10 protein-coding genes are annotated in these 14,364 nt (G+C 68.5%); 2 read left to right on the top strand and 8 right to left on the bottom strand.

Annotation, left to right across the window (positions count from 1 at the left end):
* Nucleotides 1–65: 65 nt before the first annotated feature.
* Complete coding sequence (locus ABZS43_RS33920) at nucleotides 66–1,925, bottom strand: acyl-CoA dehydrogenase (protein ID WP_355040092.1); 1,860 nt, start codon at nucleotides 1,923–1,925, stop codon at nucleotides 66–68.
* 179 nt (nucleotides 1,926–2,104) lie between these two features.
* Nucleotides 2,105–3,304: an acyl-CoA dehydrogenase family protein gene (locus ABZS43_RS33915; protein WP_355040091.1), complete on the bottom strand. Its 1,200-nt coding sequence runs from the start codon at nucleotides 3,302–3,304 to the stop codon at nucleotides 2,105–2,107.
* A gap of 643 nt (nucleotides 3,305–3,947) precedes the next feature.
* On the opposite strand from ABZS43_RS33915, the gene ABZS43_RS33910 reads away from it, so the two are divergent.
* Both ABZS43_RS33910 and ABZS43_RS33905 read left to right on the top strand, forming a co-directional pair.
* The gene (locus tag ABZS43_RS33910) at nucleotides 3,948–4,988 is read left to right on the top strand and encodes an LLM class F420-dependent oxidoreductase (RefSeq protein WP_355040090.1); all 1,041 of its coding nucleotides are present in this window, start codon (nucleotides 3,948–3,950) and stop codon (nucleotides 4,986–4,988) included.
* A gap of 29 nt (nucleotides 4,989–5,017) precedes the next feature.
* A complete protein-coding gene (locus ABZS43_RS33905; RefSeq protein WP_355040089.1) occupies nucleotides 5,018–6,952 on the top strand; it encodes an NAD(P)/FAD-dependent oxidoreductase in 1,935 nt (644 codons plus the stop codon).
* A 60-nt stretch (nucleotides 6,953–7,012) separates the two neighbouring features.
* Here ABZS43_RS33905 and ABZS43_RS33900 read toward each other — a convergent pair whose 3' ends face one another.
* From ABZS43_RS33900 to ABZS43_RS33875, 6 genes are all read right to left on the bottom strand, one after another.
* Complete coding sequence (locus ABZS43_RS33900; protein WP_355040088.1) at nucleotides 7,013–8,548, bottom strand: long-chain-fatty-acid--CoA ligase; 1,536 nt, start codon at nucleotides 8,546–8,548, stop codon at nucleotides 7,013–7,015.
* Between the two features lie 146 nt (nucleotides 8,549–8,694).
* Nucleotides 8,695–9,105: a hypothetical protein gene (locus ABZS43_RS33895; protein WP_355040087.1), complete on the bottom strand. Its 411-nt coding sequence runs from the start codon at nucleotides 9,103–9,105 to the stop codon at nucleotides 8,695–8,697.
* Nucleotide 9,106: 1 nt separating this feature from the next.
* Nucleotides 9,107–10,198 (bottom strand): phosphotransferase family protein, encoded by a 1,092-nt coding sequence (locus ABZS43_RS33890; RefSeq protein ID WP_355040086.1) that lies wholly within the window; start codon nucleotides 10,196–10,198, stop codon nucleotides 9,107–9,109.
* A gap of 25 nt (nucleotides 10,199–10,223) precedes the next feature.
* Nucleotides 10,224–11,030 carry an SDR family oxidoreductase gene (locus tag ABZS43_RS33885; RefSeq protein WP_355040085.1) on the bottom strand — a complete coding sequence of 269 codons (807 nt, stop codon included), beginning with the start codon at nucleotides 11,028–11,030 and terminating at the stop codon, nucleotides 10,224–10,226.
* Nucleotides 11,027–12,169: an acyl-CoA dehydrogenase family protein gene (locus ABZS43_RS33880; RefSeq protein WP_355040084.1), complete on the bottom strand. Its 1,143-nt coding sequence runs from the start codon at nucleotides 12,167–12,169 to the stop codon at nucleotides 11,027–11,029. Before ABZS43_RS33880 ends, ABZS43_RS33885 begins: the two co-directional genes overlap by 4 nt.
* Nucleotides 12,170–12,171: 2 nt before the next feature.
* Nucleotides 12,172–14,310: a 3-hydroxyacyl-CoA dehydrogenase NAD-binding domain-containing protein gene (locus ABZS43_RS33875; RefSeq protein ID WP_355040094.1), complete on the bottom strand. Its 2,139-nt coding sequence runs from the start codon at nucleotides 14,308–14,310 to the stop codon at nucleotides 12,172–12,174.
* Nucleotides 14,311–14,364 lie beyond the last annotated feature (54 nt).

Below are 14,364 nucleotides of genomic sequence, written 5' to 3'. Positions count from 1 at the left end.
ACCTCGAAGGTCGAGCGCGCCGTTGGCAGTGCGGCAGTGCGGCAGTGCGGCAGTGCGGCAGTGCCTCAGAAGGCCGCTTCGTCCAGGTCCATGACGGAATCGTCCACCGCGATGGCGATCGCGCTCTCGGCGGCGACGCCCGGCAGCACATTGCGGGCGAAGAATCGCGCCGCGGCGACCTTGCCCTCGTAGAACGCCTTGTCGTCGGCCGGGAGATCGGAATCCAGTGCGCGAAGGGCGATCGCGGCGCTGCGCAGCAGCAGCCAGCCGACGAGGACATCGCCCAGGATGTAGAGCAGCCGCGTCGCGTTCAGCCCCACTTTGTAGATGTTCTTCTCGTCGCCGCCGGCCTTCGGGTTCGCCGCGAGCAGGTCGGCGGTCATTTTCTCGACGACCGCCGAGACGGCGCCGACGGCCTCGAGCAGCAGATCGCGTTCGAACGACAGCCGGGTTCCCGCGGCCGGGTCGTCGGCGAACGAGGACATCGCCTGCACGAGATGCCCGAACGCGGCGCCGGAGTTCCTGGCGATCTTGCGGAAGAACAGGTCCTGGGCCTGGATGGCGGTCGTGCCCTCGTAGACGGTGTCGATCTTGGCATCGCGCACGTACTGCTCGAGCGGATAGTCCTGGAGGTAGCCCGACCCGCCGAAGGTCTGCAGACACTCGGTACCCAGCACCGTCCACGAGCGCTCGGACCCGTACCCCTTGACCACCGGCAGCAGCAGATCGTTGACGGCCTCGGCGAGTGCGGAGTCCGCGCCCGCGGCCGCGCCGATCGCGATCTCGTCCTGCCACGAGGCGGCGTAGAGGACCAGCGAGCGCAGCCCTTCGGCGTAGGACTTCTGGGTGAGCAGCGACCTGCGGATGTCCGGGTGGCGAGTGATGACGACCCGGGGCGCCGACTTGTCCGACGACCTGGTCAGATCGGCGCCCTGCACCCGCAGCTTGGCGTAGTCGAGCGCGTTGAGATAGCCGCTCGACAGCGTCGCGATCGCCTTGGAGCCGACCATCATCCGGGCGTCCTCGATCACCTCGAACATCTGGTTGATGCCGTCGTGCACCTCGCCGAGCAGCCAGCCGCGGGCGGGCTCGTGCTCGCCCAGCGTCATCTCGCAGGTCGCCGAGACCTTCACGCCCATCTTCTTCTCGACATTGGTGACGTAGACGCCGTTGCGTTCGCCGGTGAGTTCACCGGTCTCGAGGTCGAAATGGAACTTCGGGACCAGGAACAGGCTCAGCCCCTTGGTGCCCGGCCCTCCCACGCCCTCGACTCCCACCGGCCGGGCCAGCACGAGATGGATGATGTTGTCGGACAGATCGTGCTCGCCCGCGGTGATGAAGCGCTTGACGCCGACGATGTTCCAGGTGCCGTCCTCGTTCGGGATCGCCTTGGTACGGCCCGCGCCGACATCGGAACCGGCGTCGGGTTCGGTGAGCATCATCGTCGCGCCCCACTGCTTCTCGGCGGCGATCCGCGCGATCTTCTTGTCCCGCTCGGTGCCGTTGCGATACACGACCCTGGTCGCCGTCGGGAAGCCGACGTAGGTCCACAGCGTCGGATTGGCACCGAGCACGAATTCGGCCAGTGCCCAGTTCAGCGAACTCGGCGCGTTCGTCCCGCCGAGTTCCGGCAGGACCCGCAGTCGCCACCACTCGGCGTCCATCCAGGTCTTGTACATGGCCGCGTACGCGGGCGGGATGGCGACCGTGTGCGCGGTGGCGTCGAAGACGGGCGGATGGCGGTCCGCCTCTTCGAAGGACTCGGCGAGGTCCTCGCGAGCGAGGCGGTCTACCTCGCGCAGTGCGATCTTCGCGGTGTCCACGTCGACTTCCCCGAACGGCCTGGTCCCCAGCACCCGGTCGCGTTCGAGCAACTCGAACAGATTGAACTCCACATCGCGGAGATTGCTCTTGTAATGGCCCATCGTGGGTGCCTCTCACGCTTGTCGACCCACCCACGGCAGGTCGCGAACTGTTTCGTGCACTTCGTGGCTCGACGGCGGGATCCAGCGGAGGCGTCGGCCACGACCGGTGGGCATGCCGCGCTCACGCAACATGCCCACCGTGCCCATGTACGGCGACCGGGTCCGCCATCGTCAGATGTTCACGCCTCGGCGGCGTAGATCGGAAGCAGGACCGCGGCGGCGTCGACGAACATCTTCGGGTCGACGAGCAGATGCTGAGTCGCCACGTTCATGTCCCGCACGAAGCGGCCCAACGTGCTGGTTCGGCCGATGCTCTGGCTGCCGCCCCAGCGATGCGCGAACATCACGATGTCGGCGGTGACCTCGTGCACCCACGACAGCATCTGCGACGCGCGGGCGATCTGCTCGGGCGTCACCGGTTGCCCTGCGTCCACCGCGGCCTCGGCCGACTCGATGACGTCGTAGCAGAAGAGGCGGGCGGCCTGCAGGTCTGCTTCCTTACGCGCGAAATCGACCCGGAAGATGTCGGCTTCGCCGACGGGAACGGAGTAGGTGGGACGCACCTTGCCGTCGGTGATCTTCGCTACCAGTTCCAGCGCGCGAGCGGCGATCCCGAGCACGATCGGCGCGTGGCAGATGCCGCCGACGAACTCGTTGCCCAACTTGTAGAGGGTGTCGGAACGAGTCGGCGTGCCGCCGAAGGTCTGCGTGGTGTACTCCGCGGGCACGAACTTCTTCGAGACCGTGTAGTCGTGGCTGCCGGTGCCCGCCAGCCCCCAGACGTCCCAGTTGTTCTTGAACTCGACCTGATCCTTGGGCAGCAGGGCGATGCGCGCCTGCGGCTGACCGTTGGCGCCCAGGATCGGATTGCCCTGTTCGTCGGCGACGTAGAAGCCCGCACCGATCCAGGTCGCGTGATCCGAGCCGCTGGCGAAGGAGTAGTTGCCGTCGATGATGTAGCCACCCTCGACCTGCACGCCGGGATACCGCGGGAGGAGCTGACCCGCGACGATGAAGGGCTCGTCCTTGCTCAGCAACGCGTCCACGACCTCGGGCGCGAGGTGGCCGATCACGCCGGCGGTGCCCCAGGTGCTGGCCATCATGGCCCAGCCGGTCGAGCCGTCGGCCTTGGCGAGCTCTTCGTAGACCCGCATGCCCTCACTGGGGAGCAGACCGCCGCCACCGAGCTCCACGGGCTCCAGCATCCGGTGCAGTCCCAGTTCGACCAGCGCGTCGGCGACCGGCTCGGTGATCGTGCGTTCCCGCTCGATGGCGGCGGCCTCTTGCCTGATCAGCGGCGCGATGGAGCGAGCGCGCCGCACATAGTCGGTCACCCGGTCGCTGCCGGTAGCTGCCTCACGGGTCAGCGTCTCAGTCATGTTCATGCCTTTCGTGCGGATGTCCATCCGGAGGCGCGCTCATCAGTCGAGTGGCTCCCACGCATCCGGTCTTCCCGGCCCCCTGCAGCGCCTCCCGAGGCGGCTCGAGGCCAGCTCAGGGGCGCTGTTGTGATCAAGATAACATAGTTACCACTAATGTCAAGAATGAATTGCGCAGGCCAGAGCTGCCATGCTGGTCATATCAATCCGAAACCGTCATTCACATCTACCATCCATCCCCGATGGTCGGCCACGATCAGGCGACTCGATCGCCGCGAACAGACCTCCCGGGGATCGGCTGCCGAGGACGGGCAGCGCGACCTTCTCCTCGAGCCGGCACGGGCGGAGTCCGCGCGCCGAGACCTCGGGGGACGTCAGCCTCCCGCCGGGAGACGGCACGACTGGAGGCGCTCGCGGTCCAGCACCCCACCTCGATCGCACTTCGCGACATTGGTCCATATTCTCTAATAACTTTGATCATAAAAACACGACGTGAACTAGAACTGTTCGCTTATCATCGCCATAGTTAGCATTAACAATCACTCGCGGCGACTGCTGCGCCCCGCGAAGCCGGTCGGCACAGTCGGCCGCGAACATCATCGAACGCAGCGCGGGCTGCCAATGACGGAAAGCAGGAGAGCACATGCGTATCGGCACCGTGCTGGACTTCGGTCCACCGTTCGACGAGATCGCCGCTCAGATCGTCGACTACGAGGCCGCCGGCCTCGACTCGGTGACGATGGGCGAGGCGTACACCTTCGATGCGGTCAGCCAGCTGGGCTACCTCGCGGCGCGCACCTCGCGCATCGAACTCGCCACCGGCATCCTCCCGATCGACTCCCGCACCCCGACCACACTGGCCATGACCGCCGCGGGCCTGGACTATGTGTCGAAGGGGCGGTTCCGCCTCGGAATCGGTGCCTCCGGACCGCAGGTGGTCGAAGGATTCCACGGCGTCCCCTTCGGGCACGCGCGGGGCAAGACCAGGGAGACGATCGAGATCTGCCGCACCGTGTGGCGGCGCGAAGCACTGTGCCACCAGGGCAGGCACTTCCAGATCCCGCTTCCCGCCGACCGCGGCACCGGCCTGGGCAAGCCGCTCAAACTCATCAATCACCCGGTCCGCGATCGGATTCCGGTCTCGATCGCCGCCTTGGGCGAGCAGATGGTCGAGCTCACCGCCGAGATCGCCGAGGGCTGGGAGCCGATCTTCTTCTACCCGGAGAAGCTGGAATCGGTGTGGGGTGCCGCACTCGCCCGCGGAAGAGCCGAGCGCGACGCCGAACTGGGCGAGCTGAACATCATCGTGCGCCTTCCCCTCGCCGTCACCGACGATCCCGGGCCGTGGCTCGACCAGGCCCGCCCCCAACTCGCCCTCTACATCGGCGGCATGGGATCACGGACCCGCAACTTCTACAACGACCTCGCCAAACGCTACGGATTCGTCGCCGAGGCCGAGACCATCCAGGAGCTGTTCCTCTCGGGCAAACCCCGTGCGGCGGCTGCCGCCGTCCCCGACGAACTCGTCCGCGCGACCTCACTGATCGGCCCCGCCTCCTATCTCGCCGAGCGCGTCGCGATGCTCGGCGAGATAGGCGTCGGGCTGCTCAACGTCACCCCCATGGCACCGACCCACGCCGAGCGACTCTCGGCGATCGAACTCCTGCGCTCACTGACCGACTGACCATCCGATCCACTCCCGAAGGACACGAAATGAGCCCGACCATCCCACCGAACCCCGACCTCGACCGCGCCACCGTGCATGCCGCCGTCACCTCGGGCAACATCCCCTGCCTGCTGCCGGTGATCTACCAGCTGACCGGCGAGCAGAAGTGGCTGTCGGCGCCCTACGTCCCCGCCGCCCCCAAGGGGTACGAGGAACTGAACTCGGGCGGACTCGATCCGGCGATCCAAGCCGAGATCCACGAGGCCGCCACCGACGCCATCCTCGACTGGAGCAAGGGCAAGCCGATCGCGCGGCCCGCACCGACCGGCGGCGAACTCGCTCGCCTGATGAGCACCGTCATGGGCGAGCCGATTCCGGAGACCTACTCCCCCATGATCGCCGAACAACTCGGCTTCACCCCGTTCGAACCCGCCGACATCGGGGCGCTCATCGAACACGACCGGCCCGGCTTCGGCGTCGTCATCGTCGGCGCGGGTATCTCCGGCCTGGCCTGCGCCATCCACCTCGACAAGGCGGGGATCCCCTACACCGTGTTCGAGCGCAACGACCGCATCGGCGGCACCTGGTGGGAGAACACCTATCCCGGCGCGCGCGTCGACATCCCCAGCGATCTGTACTCCTACTCGTTCCGGCCCAAGAACTGGACCGAGAACTTCGCCCGCCGCGACGAGATCTTCGACTACCTCGAGGATGTCGCCCGCGAATCCGGCGTGCTCGACAAGATCCGGCTGCGCCACTCCGTCGACAACGCCGTCTGGGACGACCAGGCCCGGCAGTGGGTGATCTCGGTGACCGGACCCGACGGCGAGCGACAGGAACTGCGCGCCACCGCGCTGGTGACCGCGGCCGGCCTGCACAGCACCCCCAATGTCCCGGAGTTCCCCGGCACGGACGATTTCCGCGGCCGAATCGTGCACGCGGCGCGCTGGCCCGAGGACATCGACCTCACCGGCAAGCGGGTGGCGGTCGTGGGCAGCGGCGCCGCCGCCATGCAGCTGGTCGTGGCCATCGCCGACCAGGTGCGGAGCATGGTCGTGCTGCAGCGTCAGCCGCAATGGATCGCGCCCAACGAGAACTACTTCCAGCCCTCCCCGCAGTCCAAGCACTGGCTGTTCGACAACATTCCCTTCTACCGCGGCTGGTACCGGTTCCGGCTGTACTGGCTCTACACCGAACGCACCTACGCGGCCCTGCCGGTCGACCCGCAGCGCGAGGCGAAGGGCAAGCTCGTCAGCTCGCTCAACGACGCCTATCGCGCCTACCTCACCCAGTATCTGGAACAGCAGCTGGCCGGGCACGAGCGGCTGCGTGAGCAGACGCTGCCCACCTACCCGCCGTTCGGCAAGCGGCTGCTGATCGACAACGGCTGGTTCACCACGCTGGTGAAGCCGCATGTCGAACTGCTCACCGACAGCGTCGAGCGGCTGACGCCGGCCGGGCTCGTCACCGTCGGCGGCGAGGAACGCGAGATCGACGTGCTGATCTTGTGCACGGGCTTCCAGCAGCAGCGCTACCTGTACCCGATGGACATCCGCGGCCGTGACGGCATCGCGCTGCGCGAGCACTGGGACGACGACAACGGGCGCGCCCATCTGGGCATCACCACGCCGGGCTATCCGAACCTGTTCTTCCTCTACGGCCCGAACACCAATCCGCCGGGCGGAAGCTTCATCACCATCGGGGAGGCGCAGGTCCGTTATGTCGTCGAGGCGATCAGCCGCCTGGTCACCGACGACCTGGCGACCCTGGAATGCCGCCAGGATGCCTACGACCGGTACAACGAAGAACTCGACGAGGCGAACTCCCGCATGGTGTACGCCATGGACGGGGTGAGCAGCTACTACCGCAATTCCAGCGGACGAGTGGTGACCAACTCCCCGTGGCCGGTAGTCGAATACTGGACGCGGACACAGCAGCCCGAACCCGCCGACTTCGTGGCGACGCCGCGCGGTACGGACTGAGCTGTTCGGCACGGCCGGCGCGGTGAGTTCACCGCGCCGGCTCGTACGCCCGGTGCCGGCTCAGTTGATGCGGCGATCCATCCCCTGCCAATAGGGTTCGCGTAGATCACGCTTGAGGACCTTGCCGACCGCGCTGCGCGGCAGCGCGTCGACGAACGTCACCGAGACGGGACATTTGAACCTCGCGAGGTTGGCCCGGCAGTGCTCCAGGACCATCTGCTCGGTGACGGTCGCGCCCGCGGCGAGCACGACCACCGCGACAGGACTCTCGCCCCAACGCTCGCTCGGCACGCCGATGACCGCCACGTCGGCGATACCTGGCATCTCGAACAGGACTTCCTCGATCTCGCGCGGGTAGATGTTCTCCCCACCGGAGACGATCATGTCCTTCACCCGATCGGAGATGAACACGAACCCCTCGGCGTCGAGACAGCCCGCGTCACCGGTGTGCATCCACCCGCCCGCGAGCGCGGCCCGGCTCGCGTCCTCCAGTCCCCAGTAGCCGTCCATGAGTTGTGGTCCGCGGACCACGATCTCACCGACCGCACCGGCAGGGAGCGGCTCGCCGTCGCCTCCGACCACGCGGACGGCGGACCCGAGCACCGGACGTCCCGCCGAGGCCAGGATCTCCGGGCGGCCGGTCACGGCCCGGCGATGGTCCTCGGGAGCCAGAATCGTGGCCACCGCGGTGGTTTCGGTCATGCCGTAGGCCTGGGCGAAATCGCAGCCGAACACCTCCATCGCCCGCTTCACCAGCTCGACCGCCATCGGCGCCGAGCCGTAGACCACCAGCTCCAGCGCCGAGAAATCCAGCTGCGCGGCGACGGGATCGTCGATCATGGCCTGGATCATCGCCGGGGCCAGGGTGAGCAGTTGGACGCGGCGCTCGGACATCTCCCGCAGCACCTCGGTCCGGTCGAAATCGCGCACCACATGCACCGAGCAGCCGCCGGAGGTGTAGGCCAGGATCTGCAGCGCGGCACCGGCGTGGAACAGGGGCATGACGCAGAGCGTGGCGCGGCGCACCGAGCTCAGCGCCAACTGGATCTGCAGGGCGTTCGTGCAGGCCGCCCGGTGGGAGACCATCGCGCCCTTGGGTTTTCCGGTGGTGCCGCTGGTGTACATCTGGTGGTAGATCGCCTCGGCCGGGACATCGCGGTCGATCGCGTCGTCCGGGGTCACGACGACCTCCTCGGCGAACCGCAGGCGCGACGGGCTGTCGTCGCGGATGACCGACGCCGTGATGCCGGGGACGGCCTCGGTCAGCGCCTGCGCGTAGTCCTCGTGGACGACGGCCAGGCGGCACCCGGCGTCCTCGGCGATGTATTTCCACTCCTGGGGCGCCAGCCGGAAGTTGAGCGGCACCGGCACCACGCCCGCGCGGGACGCGCCGAAGTACAGCGCGATCATCTCGAGCGAGTTGCGGTCGAGCAGGCAAAAACGCTCGCCGGGCCGCAGCTCGCCTGCCAGCCAGTTGCCGACCCTGTGGGTCCACCGGCGCATCTCGTCCCAGGTGAGACTGCGGCTGCCGTCGGTCACATAGACCTCGTCCGGGAAGCGTTCGGCCCAGTGGTCCAGCAGTTCGTGGACGCGCATCTGCGCCCTCCTCCGATAGTCGAAAGCCGGGCCGCCCCGTGGGGCAGCCCGGCGGTAGGTGATCAGATCACGGGGGTTGACTCCCCAACCGTCGATACGTTGGCCCGGCCCTTCGAGGGCCGGGCCGTCGCGCTGGATATTCCGGGTCAGATCGGCAGTCCGGCGCGCAGGCCCACCGAGATCTGTTCGGCGACATCCGTTTCCGAGAACTCCAGGACAGATTCGACGAGCCCGGCGCGCGGCGCGCCGTCGCGGTAGGCCTCGCGCAGGACGTCGGCCACTTCGCGGCGGCGCGCGCGCAGGGCGTCGACCCCGGCGTGGACATCGCCCGCAGGCGCGAGCCCGAGGCCCGTCGCCAGTGCCTCGGTGCGCTCGCAGGTCTGCGCGAGTGCCGCGTGATCCCAGGCGATCCGCTGGGTGAGGTTGTCGAGCTGCTCGAGCACCGCGGCGAGTTCCTGGCGGGCGGTGCCGTCGGCCAGTGCGGGCGCCACGCGGTGGCCGAGGGTGTCCTTGATCGTGGCCAGCAGGCCGGTCAGGTCGGTGGAATAGACGGTCATCTCAGTGTCCCCATTCTTCGGCGCGCAGCATGGTGGTCAGCCAGCCGACGCTGTAGTAGACGCTGTGGGCCATGTTCGAGTATCGCAGTTCGTCGCGGTCGCCACGCTTGTAGACGTCCACGGCCTGCAGGCAACCCACGGCCGTCTTGACCAGCGATTGCACCGACCACCAGGTGAGCGCTTCGGAGCTCGGCCGCCGGCCGCCCGCTCGCTCGTACTCGTCGAGGAACGGCTCGAGCTCGATCAGCTTGCACAGCAGCGGTGAGCGGCCGCGCGAGGTGCGCTGCGCGAACCACGCGATATCGGCCACCGGGTCGGAGAAGTGCGCGGTCTCCCAATCCAGCACGCCGGAGATCGATCCGTCCTCGATCACCAGATTGCCGATTCGGAAATCGTTGTGCACCAGGCTCACCCGGCCCGACACGGTGTCGGCGCGGTGGTCGAGCCACGCGCAGGCCAGATCGAGCACGGGGATCGGGATGTCGGCCACCTCGCGGTAGGCGCGGGCCCACTTGTCGTTCTCGATCCGGCCGGTGTCGGCGCCGTCGGGCACCGGCCCGAGCATGTCCAGCCCCATCGAGGCCGGATCGGCGCTGTGCAGACGGGCCATCTCTCTGGCGACCTGCCGTCCGAGATCCGCGCGCACGGCGGCGTCGGGGATCAGGCGCGAGACGTTGTGCGGCATCGGGATGATGCCCGGCACCTTCTCCATCACGAAGAATCCGCGCTCGCCGTCACGCTCGCCGCGGTGGGCGAGCACGGCGGGCACCCGCATCCCCGCCCGGTCGGCGGCCTGCAGCAAGGCGACCTCGCGGTCCACGTCGTAGTCGTCGATGATGCCGCTGACCGGCTGGCGTTTGACCGCGTAGGTCGCTGTTCGCCGGTCGGTGCCTGCGGTCCACTCGGCGGTGACCAGGTAGGTCTCCCACGAGTTGCCCTCGCCGCGCTGGTCGATGTCGATCAGGCGCAGAGTGTTGTTCGCGGACAGAGCGGTGTCCAGCGATGCGGTCAGCTCGGCGAAGAAGTCTTCGGCCTCGCCGACGGTGGTTCCCCCGTTGTCGGGGGTGCGGTCTGCCTCGGCCACGGTCGTCACGGAAACCTCACTCGTGTCTCGGTCGTCAGAAGATCGTCGGGTTCGGGCCGCCGCCGTCGACGACCAGCCGTTGTCCGGTCACATAGCCGGAGTCCGGCGAGACCAGGAACGCCACCGTGCCCGCGACGTCCTCGGGACGGCACACCCGCCCGAACGGCGAGTCGGCGTCGAGATCGCCGATGTCGGCGCCGCGCGCCGCGGAGACGAGTCGTTTACCCATCTCGGTGGCGATCAGACCGGGGGCGACGATATTGGCATGGATGCCGTAGCGGCGTTCCTCCCGCGCGATGGTGCGCACGCAGGTCTCCATCGCCGCCTTGGCCATGGTGTAGGGCGCGGAGTTCGGCGGGGCCGACGTCGTGGTGTTGGAGGAGATCATCACGATGTCGCCCCGGCCGGCCGCACCGGACGCGGCCTTGCGCATGTCCGGCAGCACCTGCTGGATCAAGGCGATCGGGCCGAACGCGTGCACCTGCATGAGCTGCAGATAATCGGCCTGCGGCGTCGAGGCGACGTCCTGGCCGCGGCTGGCCGAACCGGCATTGCTGACGATCAGATCCGCCAGGCCGAGATCGGCGCGGATGGCGGTGACCATCTCGGCGATGGCCGACTCGTCGTCGATCGACGCCCGGTAGGCCGCCGCGCGACCGCCCGCCGCGACGATCTGCTCGACCACCTCGTCGGCGGCCGCCGCGTCGCGCCGGTAGTTCACCGCCACCGCGGCGCCGTCGCGGGCCAGCCGCAGCGCGACCGCGCGACCGACGCCGCGCGAGCCGCCGGTGACGAGTGCGGTCCGTCCGGCGAGCGGGCCCGCCTGCGATGCGCCCGTCATCCGGCCACCACCGCGCGGCCGACGAGATCGGTCATCACTTCGTTCGCTCCTCCGTAGATGCGCTGGATGCGCGCGTCGCGCCACATCCGGGCGATGGGGTATTCCTCCATGTAGCCGTAGCCGCCGAACAGTTGCAGACAGCGGTCGAGCACGTTCCACTGCAGTTCGGTGGCTTTGTATTTGGCGCCGGCGGCATCGGCGGCGGACAGTTCGCCGCGGTTGAGCGCGGTGACGCAGCCGTCGATGTAGTACCGCAGGATCTGGACGTCGGTGTGCATGTCGGCGATGGACATCCGCACCGACTGCAGGTCGGCCAGCGGCGCGCCGAACGCGACGCGCGAGCGCACGTGGTCCAGCGCCAGGCTCAGCCCGTGCGCTGCCGAAGCCACCGCCGAGACCGCGATCGAGAGCCGCTCGCGCGGCAGATTCGCGATCGCGGCGCCGAAGCCGCGCCCCGGTTCGCCGAGGATGTTCGCGATCGGGACCCGGCAGTCGGTGAAGAACAGTTCCGCCGTGTCCTGGGCCTTGCGCCCGATCTTGTGCATCGGGTTGCCGCGTTCGAATCCCGGTGTGCCGTATTCGACTCCGACCAGCGAGGTGCCGCGCCCGTCGCGTTCGCCGGTGCGCACGAGCACGATCGCCAGGTCGCAGGTCGCGCCGCTGGTGATGAACGTCTTGGCGCCGTTGATCACCAGGTGGTCACCGTCGCGGACGGCGCTGGTGCGGATCGAGGCGAGGTCCGAGCCCGCTCCGGGTTCGGTCATCGCCAGGGCGGTGACGCAATCGCCGCGGGTGAATCTCGGCAGCCAGCGCTGCTTCTGCTCGTCGGTGGCCAGGTCACGCAGGTACGGGACGATGATGTCGTTCTGCATGCTGAACGTGTCACCGGCCATGCCAGAGCGCACGACCTCCTCGGCCATGACGGCGTTGAAGCGGAAGTCGTCGATGCCGAGGCCGCCGTATTCGGGATCGAATTCGAAACCGAGGAAACCGGATTCGGCCGCGGTGGTGATGAACCCGCGATCGACGGTGCCCGCCTGCTCCCATTTCTCGACGTTCGGCACGGCCTCCCGGTCGAGCAGTGCGCGGAAGGCCGACCGGAACGCCTCGTGCTCGTCGGTGTACAGGTCTGCGCGCATACTCACCGCTCCGTCAGCGAGGCGGGCGGGGTGAACCGCGCGCCGTACCGGTCGGCCAGTTCCTGCGCGCGCGCCACGAACGCGGCGGTGCCGCCCGGGTAGCCCGCGACGAACTGGCTGGTGCCGCCGGTCCAGGTGGGGAAGCCGATGCCCAGCAGCGAGCCCACGTTGGCGTCGGCGGTCGAGCGCAGGATGCCGTCGTCGTGGCAGCGGACGGTTTCGAGCACCTCGGCGAAGAGCAGCCGATCGCGCAGCTCGACGAGGTCGGCCTGCTGCTCGGTACGCGGGAACTGTTCGGCCAGACCGGACCACAGCCCCGCCCGCTTGCCGTCGACGTAGTCGTAGAAGCCGGCGCCGGCGAGGCGGCTCGGCCTGCCCAGTTCCTCGGCCATCGTGGTGAGCACCGCGTCGCCGGGGTGGGCGGCGAGCTCTCCGCCGTTCTGCTCGGCGACCTCGCGGAACTGGCCGCGGATCTTCAACGGCAACGACAGGGTCAGTTCGTCGAGCAGCGCCAGCGTGCCCACCGGGTAGCCGGCCTGCAGCGAGGCCTGCTCGATGGACTGCGGGTGGATGCCCTCGCCCACCATGGCGGCGGCCTCGACCAGGCGCTGCAGGATCACCCGGCTGGTGAAGAAGCCGCGGCCGTCACCGACGACGATCGGGGTCTTGCGCATCTGCAGCGCGATGTCGAAGGCCTTGGCCAGGGTGGCGTCGCTGGTCTTGTCGCCGACGATGATCTCGATCAGTTCCATCCGGTCGACCGGCGAGAAGAAGTGCAGGCCGATGAAGTCCTCGGGGCGGGGCAGATCGCGGGCGAGATCGGTGATCGGCAGCGTGGAGGTGTTGGAGGCCAGCACCGCGTCGGGGGCAACCACGTCGAGCACCTCGGCGAAGACCTTACGCTTGAGATCGGGGTCCTCGAACACGGCTTCGATCACCAGATCGGCGCCGGCGAGATCAGCGACGGACGCGGTGGGGGTGATGAGGTCGAGGATCGCGTCGGCGTCCTCGCGGGTGCGGCTGCCCTTCTCGACCTGCTTGCCGAGCACCTTGCGGGCGTAGTCCTTGCCGCGATCGGCGGCGGCGAGATCGACGTCCTTCAGCGCCACCCGGATGCCGACGAGCGCGCACGACAGTGCCACGCCCGCGCCCATCATGCCCGCGCCGAGCACGGCGGCGAAGGTGGCGCGGTGGGTGGGGAAATCCTTCGGCCGGCTGGCGCCGGACTTGATGACCTGCTTGTCGAAGAAGGTGCCCTGGATGATGTTCTTGGCGATCGGGCCGGTGACCAGCTCGACGAAATAGCGGGTCTCGATCGCCGAGGCGGTGTCGAAGTCGACCTGGGTGCCCTCGACGGCCGCGCAGAGGATATTGGCCGGGGCGGGCATGGGGGCGCCCTTGTAACGGTTGCGCAGCGCGGCGGCGCGCAACGGCAGCACGGCCTCGATCGACGGAGTGTTGGCGGTGCCGCCGGGGATCGGCTCGCCGCGGTCCCACGGCTGGGTGGCACCCGGATTGGCCGAAATCCATTCCAGCGCTGTGGGAATCAGCGCCTCGGCATCGGGGACGATGCGGTCGATCAGTCCGACCGCGAGCGCGTCACCGACACGATAGGCGGTGCCGTGCAGCAGGACCTTGTCCAGTGCGGTGTCCAGGCCGAGCAGGCGGACGGTGCGCACAACGCCGCCACCGCCGGGCAGCAGGCCCAGGGTGACCTCTGGCAGTCCGATCCGGATCGACGGCGCGTCCACGGCGATGCGGTGGTGGCAGGCGAGCGCGATCTCGAGTCCACCGCCGAGCGCGCTGCCGCCCAGCGCGGCGACCACCGGGACGCCGAGGGTCTCGAGCTTGCGCAGCATGGCCTTGGCGCCGTCGGCGAAGGCGGTCAGTTCACCGGCCTGCTCTGCGGTGGTGGCGAGCAGATCACCGAGATCGCCGCCGGCGAAGAAGGTCTTCTTGGCCGAGGTCAGGATCACACCGGTCAGCTCGGAGCCCAGCCCGGCCAGCCGGTCCAGGGCCGCGGCGAAGGAGGCGGACCAGGCCGCGGTCATGGTGTTGACCGACTGGGTGGGGTCGTCGAAAGTCAGGACGACGACACCGGATTCGGTCTGCTCCCAGGTGATGGTGTCGGTGGTGGTCACGGCGTCGGCCTCGCTCGAAGAGTTGTCGGAATTCTGGTGGGGAGATGTCTGGGT

The sequence above is a fragment of the Nocardia sp. NPDC005366 genome (genome assembly GCF_040606855.1).
Taxonomy (GTDB): domain Bacteria; phylum Actinomycetota; class Actinomycetes; order Mycobacteriales; family Mycobacteriaceae; genus Nocardia.
This window is presented reverse-complemented; position numbering and strand designations above follow the sequence as displayed.

Bases quoted from the DNA above. Each gene is read 5' to 3' on its own strand.
- ABZS43_RS33920 (WP_355040092.1), bottom strand. From the start codon at position 1,925: ATGGGCCATTACAAGAGCAATCTCCGCGATGTGGAGTTCAATCTGTTC.
- ABZS43_RS33915 (WP_355040091.1), bottom strand. From the start codon at position 3,304: ATGACTGAGACGCTGACCCGTGAGGCAGCTACCGGCAGCGACCGGGTG.
- ABZS43_RS33910 (WP_355040090.1), top strand. From the start codon at position 3,948: ATGCGTATCGGCACCGTGCTGGACTTCGGTCCACCGTTCGACGAGATC.
- ABZS43_RS33905 (WP_355040089.1), top strand. From the start codon at position 5,018: ATGAGCCCGACCATCCCACCGAACCCCGACCTCGACCGCGCCACCGTG.
- ABZS43_RS33900 (WP_355040088.1), bottom strand. From the start codon at position 8,548: ATGCGCGTCCACGAACTGCTGGACCACTGGGCCGAACGCTTCCCGGAC.
- ABZS43_RS33895 (WP_355040087.1), bottom strand. From the start codon at position 9,105: ATGACCGTCTATTCCACCGACCTGACCGGCCTGCTGGCCACGATCAAG.
- ABZS43_RS33885 (WP_355040085.1), bottom strand. From the start codon at position 11,030: ATGACGGGCGCATCGCAGGCGGGCCCGCTCGCCGGACGGACCGCACTC.
- ABZS43_RS33880 (WP_355040084.1), bottom strand. From the start codon at position 12,169: ATGCGCGCAGACCTGTACACCGACGAGCACGAGGCGTTCCGGTCGGCC.